This is a genomic window from Pseudostreptobacillus hongkongensis (assembly GCF_001559795.1).
Classification (GTDB): Bacteria; Fusobacteriota; Fusobacteriia; order Fusobacteriales; family Leptotrichiaceae; genus Pseudostreptobacillus; species Pseudostreptobacillus hongkongensis.
Window position 1 is genome coordinate 1 of record NZ_LOHY01000084.1, and the last position, 11,687, is coordinate 11,687.

General features: G+C 26.3%; 9 protein-coding genes. All 9 read right to left on the reverse strand.

Annotation, left to right across the window (positions count from 1 at the left end; all coding sequences use genetic code 11):
- Positions 1-235: 235 nt before the first annotated feature.
- The gene (locus AYC59_RS03380; protein ID WP_066895210.1) at positions 236-1,789 is read right to left on the reverse strand and encodes a UDP-glucose--hexose-1-phosphate uridylyltransferase; all 1,554 of its coding nucleotides are present in this window, start codon (positions 1,787-1,789) and stop codon (positions 236-238) included.
- Between the two features lie 9 nt (positions 1,790-1,798).
- Positions 1,799-2,779 (reverse strand): UDP-glucose 4-epimerase GalE, encoded by a 981-nt coding sequence (gene galE, locus AYC59_RS03385; RefSeq protein WP_066895212.1) that lies wholly within the window; start codon positions 2,777-2,779, stop codon positions 1,799-1,801.
- 1 nt (position 2,780) lies between these two features.
- Positions 2,781-3,836, reverse strand: coding sequence for an aldose epimerase family protein (locus AYC59_RS03390; protein ID WP_066895214.1), 1,056 nt, complete (start codon positions 3,834-3,836; stop codon positions 2,781-2,783).
- Positions 3,833-4,996, reverse strand: coding sequence for a galactokinase (locus AYC59_RS03395; RefSeq protein ID WP_066895217.1), 1,164 nt, complete (start codon positions 4,994-4,996; stop codon positions 3,833-3,835). The genes AYC59_RS03390 and AYC59_RS03395 overlap by 4 nt, the downstream gene beginning before the upstream one ends.
- A gap of 20 nt (positions 4,997-5,016) precedes the next feature.
- Entirely contained in the window at positions 5,017-6,081 is a 1,065-nt protein-coding gene (gene mglC, locus AYC59_RS03400; protein ID WP_066895219.1) for a galactose/methyl galactoside ABC transporter permease MglC, read from the reverse strand.
- A 12-nt stretch (positions 6,082-6,093) separates the two neighbouring features.
- Positions 6,094-7,605, reverse strand: a complete 1,512-nt coding sequence (gene mglA / locus AYC59_RS03405; protein ID WP_245620627.1) for a galactose/methyl galactoside ABC transporter ATP-binding protein MglA — start codon at positions 7,603-7,605, stop codon at positions 6,094-6,096.
- 51 nt (positions 7,606-7,656) lie between these two features.
- Complete coding sequence (gene mglB, locus AYC59_RS03410; protein ID WP_066895221.1) at positions 7,657-8,682, reverse strand: galactose/glucose ABC transporter substrate-binding protein MglB; 1,026 nt, start codon at positions 8,680-8,682, stop codon at positions 7,657-7,659.
- A 52-nt stretch (positions 8,683-8,734) separates the two neighbouring features.
- Positions 8,735-9,898 (reverse strand): ROK family transcriptional regulator, encoded by a 1,164-nt coding sequence (locus tag AYC59_RS03415; protein ID WP_066895223.1) that lies wholly within the window; start codon positions 9,896-9,898, stop codon positions 8,735-8,737.
- Positions 9,899-10,148: 250 nt separating this feature from the next.
- Positions 10,149-11,378: a pectate lyase family protein gene (locus tag AYC59_RS03420; RefSeq protein WP_066895225.1), complete on the reverse strand. Its 1,230-nt coding sequence runs from the start codon at positions 11,376-11,378 to the stop codon at positions 10,149-10,151.
- Positions 11,379-11,687: the final 309 nt, after the last annotated feature.

Here is an 11,687-nt window from a genome sequence, read left to right on the forward strand (position 1 = left end):
TCTACATTCTTATATTATCATAAACAATATACAAAATAGTAATATTATAATCATATTTGCCATAAAAAATATAACCTAGAACATAAGGATATACATAATCTATTATTTTAAATATTTTATAAATAATTTAGATAATCTTCTTTTTTTACTTTTAATTTCATACTATTATATATTAAAAAACATATATCTCAAAACATTTTTATAATCTTTAGTTTATTGATATATGTTTTCTATATTAATCTATTAAACTTAAGAAATGTTTAAATCCATTTCTTCCAATTTCATTATTTTTATATACTCCACAATCTTCAAGAACTTTTTCAAATGTAGATCCAACTACTTTTTGAATTAATTCATCTAAGAAATATTCATCTTTTATCATACCATCTGTAAAGTTTTCTTTTACCCAGTCTATATGTTTTTGTAAATCAGTATTTTCATTCATCATTTCAATAGTTTCATTTATATCTCTAGTACTCATGAATAATTGATCTAACTCTTCCATTTCATGTTTTAAACGCCCTGGAAGTACTGCAAGACCCATAACTTCTATAAGACCTATATTTTCTTTTTTTATAGAATGGTGTATCTCATGTGGATGGAATATACCTAAAGGATATTCTTCAGTTGTTCTATTATTTCTTAAAACTAAATCCATTTCTATTTTATTTTCTTTGAATCTAACTATAGGTGTTATTGTATTATGTCTAGTATCATCAGTATGAGATATTATATCATTTTCATAATCTGAATGATTTATCCATTTTTGTAAAATTTTATCTGCAAGATCTAATAAATTTTCTTTTTCATTTTTATCTGCTCTAAGTCTTACAACAGATAAAGGCCAATTTAATATACCTGCTTCTATATTTGGATAATTCTTAAATTCTATTTTACTTGAAATTGTTGCATCATCCATAGCAAATTTATGTTTACCTGCTTGAAAATGATCATGAGATAATATAGATCCTCCAACTATAGGTAAATCTGCATTTGAACCTATAAAGTAATGAGGGAATAACTCAACAAATTCTATTAATCTTCTAAATCCACTCTTATCAATTTTCATTTCTCTAATATTTCCAGAAAATACTATAGAATGTTCATTATAGTAAATATATGGTGAATATTGGAAGAACCATTCTTCGTTAGTTAAATCAAGTTTTATTATTCTATGATTTTGTCTACCTGGATGATTAAGTCTTCCACTATACCCTTCATTTTCTTTACATAAAAGAGATTTAGGATATTTAGGTTTAGGCATAGTCTTAGCAAGAGCTATTTCTTTAGGATCCTTTTCTGGCTTAGAAAGGTTTATTGTAATTTCTAAAGGACCATATTTACTTTCATATGTATAACTCATATTTTTTGCAATTCTATCAGTTCTGATATAGTTACTTTTTTTAGATAAAGAATAAAAATAATCTGTAGCTAAAGCTTTATCTTTTTCATATCTTTTCCAAAATTCATTAGTTATATGAGATGTTCTAGGTAATATTTGACCCATTATTTTTGAGTTAAGTAAATCATGAAAAACTAAAATATCTTCTTTTAATCTACCATTTTCTCCAGCCCATTTAGTAATGTTATCTAATATTTCTACAGGATATTCCATATTTTCTATCTCACTAATAAACTTTTCCCTTTCAATTTCTGTAAACTCAGGGTATTCATCTAATTCTAAAACTTCTAAAACTTTATTTCTAACTAAAATTTCATCTATTCCTTCTATCATTTCATTTTTTATTCCAAATAGTATTATTTTTTCTACTTGTTCATAAATATTCATTTTATCACCTTAATATTTTTTATTTTGTTCCCACTTCCAAGCAGATTCTATAATATCATTTAAATCATAACTAGATGTCCAATTTAAATCTGTCATAAGTTTTGTTGGGTCTGCAATAAGTAGCGCTGGATCTCCTGGACGTCTTTCTGTTTCAACTACACTAAATTCACGTTTTGTTACATTTTTTACTGTATCTATAATTTCTCTAACAGAAAAACCAGTACCATTACCTAGATTATACTCTAATGAAACATTATTTTTAAACATTTTTTCCATAGCCATAATATGTGCTTTTGCTAAATCATATACATGAATATAGTCTCTTATACATGTTCCATCTTTTGTTTCATAGTCTGTTCCAAATATTTTAATACTTTCTCTTTTACCATTTGCAGTTTCAAGAATAACAGGTATTAAATGAGTTTCTGGACTATGTGATTCACCTATTAATCCATCTTTATCTGAACCACACGCATTAAAGTATCTTAGTATAACAGATTTTAAACCATAAGCCTTATCAAAATCTTTAAGCATTATTTCTACCATCTTTTTAGAATGTCCATAAGGATTAATTGGATTTTGAGGATGGTTTTCGTCTATTTTTGAATGTATAGGTTCTCCAAAAGTTGCTGCTGTTGAACTAAACACAAAATTTTTAATATTAGATTCAACCATTTGATTAAGTAAGTTTATTACTTTACCAACATTATTTTCATAATATTTACCTGGATCTATAACTGATTCTCCAACTTCTATAAATGCTGCAAAATGCATTACTATATCAATTTTTTCAGTTTCAAAAACTTCTTTTAATTTAGCTCTGTCCCCTAAATCTCCTATTATTAATTTAACATCAAGTATTTCTGCAACTTCTTTATGTCCTTTAGATAAATTATCATAAATTATTACATTATATCCTGAATCTTTCAACATTTTAACTGTATGTGATCCTATATAACCAGCACCACCAACAACTAATACATTCTTCATATTAGTTTCCTCCTAAACTAAATTTATATATTATTTCTTCATAATACGGATTTTTAGGTGTAGTTAATTTAGAATCAAATTCTTCTATATTAATTCCATTTTGGTAATTCTGTGCTTCAAGTGCAACACCTAAGAATCTAATATTTTTGTTTATACCATCAAAAGTTATAACATCATCTAAATAATTACCAGTATATACAACCAAAACATTTTGAGTTGTATATATATCCATATTTATACCAGAATATTCAGAATAAAGACTTCCTGCATACTTACTATCAGATTTATTTATTACAAAAGCATGATCTATAGCGCGTGTTATATCAAATTGTTCATCACCTTGAGCTATGGCTTCTTTTATTTTTCTTCCATTTAAAAAGTCAAAGCAACTATTTTTAACTTCTTTTTTTTCTCCACTTGGAATCATATTATTTTTAACTGGACAATATCTATCAGCATTTATTTTTAATATTTGTTCATCACCATTTATGTTTAAATCTCCTGAAAGATTAAAATATGAATGATTTGTTAAATTAATATATGATGTTCTATCACTACTAGCAAAAAGTTCAACTTTTAATTCACTTTCTTCATTTATGAAATATCTAATATTAAATTCCATATTACCATGATGATTTCCTTTTAAATGATCCCAAAAGTAAGTCATCTCTATACCTTTGTATTCATTAAATTCTACAACTTTTGTTGAAAAAACCTGCATATTAAGTCCTTCAATACCACCATGATTAGCATTAGTTCCATTATTTATACCTAATACTAAATCAATTCCTTCTATGGTATATTTACCATCTTCTATTCTTCCTGATGTAGGTCCTATTATACTTCCTGCATAACTAGCATTTTCTATATATTTTTCAAAAAACTCATATCCAAGAACTACATTTTTAAATTCACCATTTTTATCTTTAGTTAATATTTTAGTTATCGTAGCTCCTAAATTTATTATATGTACTTCAAATTCATCATTTTTTAAAATATACTTTTCTATATTTTTACCATCAAATTTCCCAAGAAATTCTTTGTTAATGATTATCATAATTTTCTAGCTCCATCTCCAATACTTGCTATATAGAAATCTGCTACAAGGCCTGTTTTTTCAGTATATTTTTTACCTACCTCTTCAATAAATTTATCTGTCATGTTTTTCTTAACTATGCTAACAGTACATCCCCCAAATCCTGCTCCTGTCATTCTAGAACCTACAGTACCTTCAAATTCCCAAGCAGCTTCTACTAAAGAATCTAATTCATGTCCTGTAACTTCATAGTCATCTCTTAATGAAATATGTGATTCATTCATTAATTTACCAAATATATCTAATTTCCCTTTAATTAAAGCCTCTTTCGCTTTTAATGTTCTTTGATTTTCATAAACAGCATGTTTTGCTCTTCTTTGTCTAATTTCAGAACCAATTAAGTCTATATTTTCTTCAAATTTTTCTATATTTAATTCACCAAGTGATTTAATATTTAATTTAGTTTGTAATTCTTCAAGAGCTTTTTCACACTCACTACGTCTTTCATTGTATTTAGAATCGGCAAGACCACGTCTTTTATTTGTATTTGCTATAACTATATACTCATCTTTAAGTACTACTGGAACCATTTCATAAATAAGGGTATTACAATCAAGTAAAATTGCTTTATCTTTTTGTCCCATAGCTACTGCAAACTGATCCATTATACCAGAATTTACACCTATAAATTTATTTTCAGTAAGCTTTCCTATTTTAACTATATCAACTGTATCTATATTGAAATTAAATTCATATTTCAACATTGTACCTATAACCATTTCAAGTGAAGCTGAAGATGAAAGTCCTGCTCCATTTGGTATATCTCCATATACTAATATATCAAACCCATGAGTTATATCATATCCTTTTTCTATAAAGAATTTAAACATTCCCTTAACATAATTTACCCATGAATCTTCTAACTCATTAATTAAATTATCATTATTAAATTCTATAATCCCCTTATCTTCAAAGTTCATAGAATATAGTCTTGATTTATTATCTTCTCTTTTAGATACTAAAATTAAAGTTCCTCTATCTATAGCACAAGGAAATACATTTCCTCCATTATAGTCTGTATGTTCTCCTATAAGATTTACACGTCCTGGTGCAAAATATCTGTTTTCATACTTTTTACCAAAAAGTTCTAAAAATTTATTCTCTAATTTTAACAAATCCATTTTAAAGACTTCCTCTCTTATTAGTTTCTCTTCTTATATTTTAACATGTCTATACCAACTGCAACTATTATTATTAACCCTTTTATTATATATTGCCAATAAGGATTTATTCCTATATATGTTAATCCATAGTTAATCATAGTGAAGATTATAACCCCTGTAACAACTCCTGATATTTTACCAACCCCACCTGAGAATGATACTCCACCAACAACGCAAGCTGCAATAGCATCTAATTCATAAAGGTTACCTAAATTATTTGAAGCTGATCCTATACGTGCTGCTTCTAAGAATCCACCTATTGCATACATAACTCCTGATATAACATAAACAATTATAAGAGTTTTTGTAACATTAACTCCTGAAACTTTAGCTGCTTCAGGATTTCCTCCTACAGCAAATAAGTTTTTACCAAACACAGTTTTATTCCATACTATCCACATAACCAATATTGCAATTGTTGCATATATTATTAATCTTGGGAAGAAGAATGAGCCAAAATTAATATTTCCAACTATAGCACTATATGAAGAACTAAATCCTGCAACTGGAGTAGAACCTGTATAATCAAAGTATAAAGAGTTCGCTCCATAAGCTATTATCATCATACCCATAGTTGCAACAAATGGAACTATATTAAATTTAGAAACAAGTATACCATTAATAGCACCTAATATTGCACCTATAATTATAACTATCAATAAAGTAATTAAACATAATATTATAGTTGGTTCTTTATCATATCCTAAAGCTTTACCTATAGAAGCTATAGCTGAATTAGAATCAATAAATTTATATATTTTATTAGGGTTAGCAACTGATTGTAAAAGAGTTGCTGAAATAAGACCTGCAAGACCTATTTGACGTCCTGCTGATAAATCTGTACCTTGAGTTACTATAAGTCCTGCAACCCCAAGTGCAATAATCATTTTAACTGATGATTGTGTTAAAATGTTAATAACATTTCTAAAACTTAAAAATGAACTATCTTTGACTATTATTAATATAAATAATATTAATAAAACCATATATATTCCACCATTAATAACTAGTGATTTTGCTTTCTTTAAATTATCATTATTCATACGATGATCCTCCTATAAATACATAGCCGTTAATTTTAATATCTCTTCTTGTGTAGTTTCTTTAGTATTTACAATTCCTGCAACCTTACCATTACTCATAACAACTATTCTATCAGTAACTCCTAAAAGTTCTGGCATTTCTGATGATATCATTATTATTCCTTTATTATTTCTTGCAAGGTCTATCATTAATTGATATATTTCAAATTTGGCCCCTACATCTATTCCACGTGTAGGCTCATCCATCATTAAAACTTCAGGATTTGTTAATAACCATCTACCTATAATAACCTTCTGTTGATTTCCTCCAGATAATGTTCCTATATGTGTACTTTGACTAGGTGTCTTAACATTCATTGATTTTATTACCCAATCAGTATCGTTTGTAGTCTTTTTATCACTTAAAAGTCCAAATTTAGTATAAGTTTTTACATTTGAAATTATTGAATTAAATTTTATATCCAACATAGAAAATATTCCTGTTGCACGTCTTTCTTCAGTAATTAATGCAAGTCCCTTAGTTGTAGCTTCATTAGGTGATTTTATTTTAACTTCCTTACCATGAATTTTTATACTACCTTCATAATTTCCTCTCATACCAAATATTGTTTCTACTATTTCAGTTCTTTTAGATCCAACTAGACCTGCTATACCTAATATTTCTCCCTTATGTAAATCAAAACTTACATCTTTTAAGTCTTTAGTTGTTAATCCTTCTATTTCCATAATAACATCTGAAGGTTTACTATCTTTTTCTGGGAATCTATTAGTTAAATCTCTACCAACCATCAAATTAATTATTTGATCTGTATTTAATTTTTCTAATTTTTCTGTAGCTATCCATTGACCATCTCTAAGTATAGTTATTTCATCACATATAGCTTTTATTTCTTCCATTTTATGTGAAATATATACTATACCTATACCACTTCCTTGTAATTTTCTTACTATACGGAATAAATGTTGAACCTCGTTTTCTGTTAATGAAGAAGTTGGTTCATCCAAAATTAAAACTTTTGAATTATATGAAACAGCTTTTGCTATTTCTAACATTTGCATTTGAGAAACACTTAATTTATTTACTTTTTCTCTAGGATTTATATTTATTTCTAATTCATCAAATATTTTTTTAGTATCTTCATACATTTTAGCTTCATCAACCATACCATATTTAACAGGGTATCTTCCAAGCCAAATATTATCCATAACATTTCTTTGTAAAACTTGATTTAATTCTTGATGAACCATTGAAACACCTTGTTCCAAAGCATCTTTAGAATTAATAAAATTAATAGGTTTTCCTTCTAATTTTATTTCTCCTTCGTCTCTTTTATAGATACCAAATAGGCATTTCATTAGAGTTGATTTCCCCGCTCCATTTTCTCCCATTAAAGCATGAACACTATTAGGTCTTATCCTTAAATTTACACCATCTAAGGCTTTAACACCAGGGAAAGATTTTGAAATTCCATTCATTTCTAAAACATATTCAAATTTTTCAACATTCATGTTGTCATCATTCATTCATTCCACCTCATTTTTAAAAAAGCCACTTTTCAGTGGCTTTTCTATATGTTATCTTACGAAATCTTTGTAATTATCTTTATCTACACCAACGTAAGGAACTCTAACTGATTTATCCACTAATTTCCATTGTGTTCCTTCTACTGGATCTTTACCTTGTAAAATATTATTAGCTAATTCTAATACTGCTAATGCTTGGTTTTTACCATCATTTAAAACTGTTCCTGACAAGTCACCTTTTTCAATTAAAGTAAGAGCTTCAGGTATAGCATCAACACCATAAACAGGTAACATTACATTGTGAGCTTTCATAGCTTCGATTGCACCCATTGCCATTCCATCATTATTAGCTATAATAACTTCAACTTTTTTACCATTAGGTCCTGAAAGTAATGCATCAACTTTATCTTTAGCTTGAGCTGAATCCCAGAACGCAGCATCTTCAAATACTTTTTCAGTTTTAATTCCAGCTTTTTCTATAGTTTCTACAGAGAATTTAGTTCTAGCTTCCGCATCTGGATGTCCTGGTTCTCCTTTTAACATAGCAAATTGGATAACTCCGTCACCATTTAAATCTTGTTTAGGATTTGCTTTCCAGTTTTTAACTACTGTTTCTCCTTGGAATATTCCTGATTCTTCAGGGTTGTTTCCTACATACCAAGCTTTATCATAACTTTCAAGAACTGCTTTTCCTGGATCTTTATTGAATAAGATTATTGGTATATTTGCTGCTTTAGCTTTATCTACAACTACTTGACCATTACTTGGATCAACTAAGTTAACAACTAATATACTAACTCCTTTTGAAATTAAAGCGTCAACTTGGTCATTAAGTATTGCTTGAGAATTTTGTGAATCATTGTTTAATAATTCAAATTGTGGGTATTTTTCTTGTGCTATAGCACCCATATCATTTCTCATACCTGCTAAGAAATTATCGTCAAATTTATAATAAGTAACTCCTAAAGTGTACTTTTGACCTTCTGCAGGTTTAGCAGCTTCTTGTTTACCTCCACATGAAACAACTGCAGCTGCAACTCCTAAAACCATTAATAAACTCATTAACGTTTTTTTCATTTTCCTCACCTCTAAAAAAAATTTATTATACTATATATTCTTAATTTATAGCCTACTTGAATATTTTCTTTCCTGAAAATAGGTTAGATATAACAAGATAAAGAGCTCCATATTTTTCAACATCTTTACCAAATTTAGATTCTTTTATATTTATTTTATAATCAAAATTTTTAGTAAGCATGCTTTCTAAACCTTTTAAAAAATTAACTTTAAATAATTCTTTAGAATCTAGTATATCTCCTGTAATAACTATATTTTCTATATTTAAAATATTTAAAACATTACCCACAACATTTCCAATTTGAAAACTTGCATCTTTAACCTTACTATGATAAGGTTCTACACCTTTTTGTGCTTCTATATATATTTCTTCGTCTGTTAAATTTTCAATATTACTCATTTTACCAGACATTTGTGATTCCCAACTAATTTTTTCTCTAATAGCAAGTGTTGAAAATTCTGCTTCTAAACACCCAAACTTTCCACATTTACATTTAGAGTTTGATTTAGGATTAACAATATAGTGCCCTATTTCACCTGCAGAAAATGTATCACCTGAAAATATCTTATTATTTATTAATAATGCTGCTCCTATTCCATATCTTAAATAGATAAAAAATACATTTTTTGAATTATTATTTTTATAAATTTCTGCCATTAACATACTTCTAACATCATTTTCAATAATAACAGGAATATTATACATATTTTCAAAATATTCCTTTAATTTAAAGTTACTCCATTTCAAATGTGGTGAAAAAACAACTGAACCACCTATATTATTAACTATACCATTAATTGCAAGCCCTATTCCTATTATTTCTTCTTTACCATATTTATCAAGTATATCATCTATTTCTTTTTTTAATCTTACTACAAGACTATCTGGAGATTTAAATAATATATATCTTCTAACAGTATCAAGTATTACACCATCTATACCACTAATTGATACATCCATAAACCCTGAACCAAAATTAATACCTATTATTTTCTTACTGCTACCATTTAATTTAAGTAATTTTCTTGGTCTTCCACCTTTAGAAGAAATAGAGTAATCTTCATAAATTAAATTAAACTCCATTAATTTTTTTATAATCTTTGAAATAGCGGCTGGACTTATATCCAAATACTCAGATAAATCCATTCTTGTTTGTTTTTGTTTCTTTGAAATTAATTCTAAAACTTTATAATCTGTATTATTTAATTTCTTCATTATTCCATCCTTAATATATTATATTGTCATTTTTAAAATATGCTTTTATTTTTAGCTTTTTTTTGTTTTACTTTTTTAACTAAAAGTATGTATAGTTTAATAATACCTCATTTTAAAAGAAAAATCAACATTCAACTTTTTTAACTTAAGTTATATTAAATTATTTATTTTTATAAAAAATTATTTGACTTTCAATTTTTTATTATATAAAAAGAGAATTTAAACTTTCATTCAAATTCTCTTTAATACCTTATTTAAAAATTCCTGCATTATTTGACACATTATCTTTAACATTATTTACATTATCCATTTTATTATATAAACTAGGTACTTGTATATCTAAACTTTCATAGTTTTTATATACATTTTCAATTTTACCATTTACCAAATTATTAATTAAAGTTATATACTTACCATTAAATACTTTAACAAATGATTCATATCCTTTATTTTCTAAATCTACAACATTATTTTCTGCATATATTTTTGAATTATATCCTACACCTAGAGAATATTTATAATCAGGATTTTTATTATCATTTTTATAATAATTATTATATACATGTATTAAACCATATCTAACTCTGGGTCCTCTTTGAACTATGTTATAGAAATAGTTATGATGTAGGGTAACCTTTAATTTACCATCATCACCTTTTTTATTATCACTAGATCCTATCAACATAGTTTTATTATGATTTCTAAATATATTATATGATACTGTTATATTATCTGCACCATCTGTTATATCAACTAATCCATCATGTTGCTCATATTTTCTTCCAAAATATTTAATTTCTTCTGTTTTAGAATCTTCAAATATACAATGATCTATCCAAATATTATTTCCACCTTTTATAGTTATACTATCATATTGAGAATTCCAGTTACCAGTTTTATCATCAAAAGGATCCCATTGTGGAAATAAATCTAATGGAGTTATGAAATGTATATTTCTTATTATTATATTATTCGTAGAAATCCTAAAATTAACTCCAATTAATTTAACATTTTCAAAGCCTACTATAGTCGTATTACTTGGTATATCTACAACTACATCCTTTTCTTGATTTTTAGAAGATTTTTTTCTTAATTCTTCTAAGTTTCCAGATATTTTATTTTTCCCCCAAGAATCAGGATTATATTCTTTCAAATAATCTTTCAAACTATATCCAGAAACTTCATAATTACTTACATCTAATTTATTTCCATTACTATCAACAGTAAAATCTATATCATTTTCTATAACTATTATTTTTTCAACATTATTACCTATACTCCCCAAAGCATCTAATAACTCTTTCTTAGTTTTAACTCTATAAATATTTTTACTATCTGCATTAGCTCCACCACTAACTCCTCCATTTAAAGAAGCATATCCATCATTTTGTGGTAAGGTTTCTCTAATCAAATTATTATAGTCTACAGAAAAGCTAACAAAAGATAACATTAAAATTAGTAAAAATAAAATTTTTTTCATTATATTTTTCCTTTCTTTAACAACTATATTTTTATATAATCTATATTTATTATACTATTTTAAATATGATAATTCAAAAAAAGTATAAAAGCAAGAAAAAGGTTCAACCTTTCATTTAAACCTTTTAAATTTCAATTAATTCATTTCCATTTTCTTTTAAATAATTCATAATATAACCTCTGATTTATTATACAATTTCCTTAAAAAATAAGTTAAATATATATAATATATTCTATTATTAATAATTTTTATGATTAATTTTATAAAAATATATTTATATAAAAAGAAAAAAGGGGCTGTTGCAATTCA

Bases quoted from the DNA above. Each gene is read 5' to 3' on its own strand.
- AYC59_RS03390 (WP_066895214.1), bottom strand. From the start codon at position 3,836: ATGATAATCATTAACAAAGAATTTCTTGGGAAATTTGATGGTAAAAAT.
- mglA (WP_245620627.1), bottom strand. From the start codon at position 7,605: ATGAATGATGACAACATGAATGTTGAAAAATTTGAATATGTTTTAGAA.
- AYC59_RS03380 (WP_066895210.1), bottom strand. From the start codon at position 1,789: ATGAATATTTATGAACAAGTAGAAAAAATAATACTATTTGGAATAAAA.
- galE (WP_066895212.1), bottom strand. From the start codon at position 2,779: ATGAAGAATGTATTAGTTGTTGGTGGTGCTGGTTATATAGGATCACAT.
- AYC59_RS03415 (WP_066895223.1), bottom strand. From the start codon at position 9,898: ATGAAGAAATTAAATAATACAGATTATAAAGTTTTAGAATTAATTTCA.
- mglB (WP_066895221.1), bottom strand. From the start codon at position 8,682: ATGAAAAAAACGTTAATGAGTTTATTAATGGTTTTAGGAGTTGCAGCT.
- mglC (WP_066895219.1), bottom strand. From the start codon at position 6,081: ATGAATAATGATAATTTAAAGAAAGCAAAATCACTAGTTATTAATGGT.
- AYC59_RS03395 (WP_066895217.1), bottom strand. From the start codon at position 4,996: ATGGATTTGTTAAAATTAGAGAATAAATTTTTAGAACTTTTTGGTAAA.
- AYC59_RS03420 (WP_066895225.1), bottom strand. From the start codon at position 11,378: ATGAAAAAAATTTTATTTTTACTAATTTTAATGTTATCTTTTGTTAGC.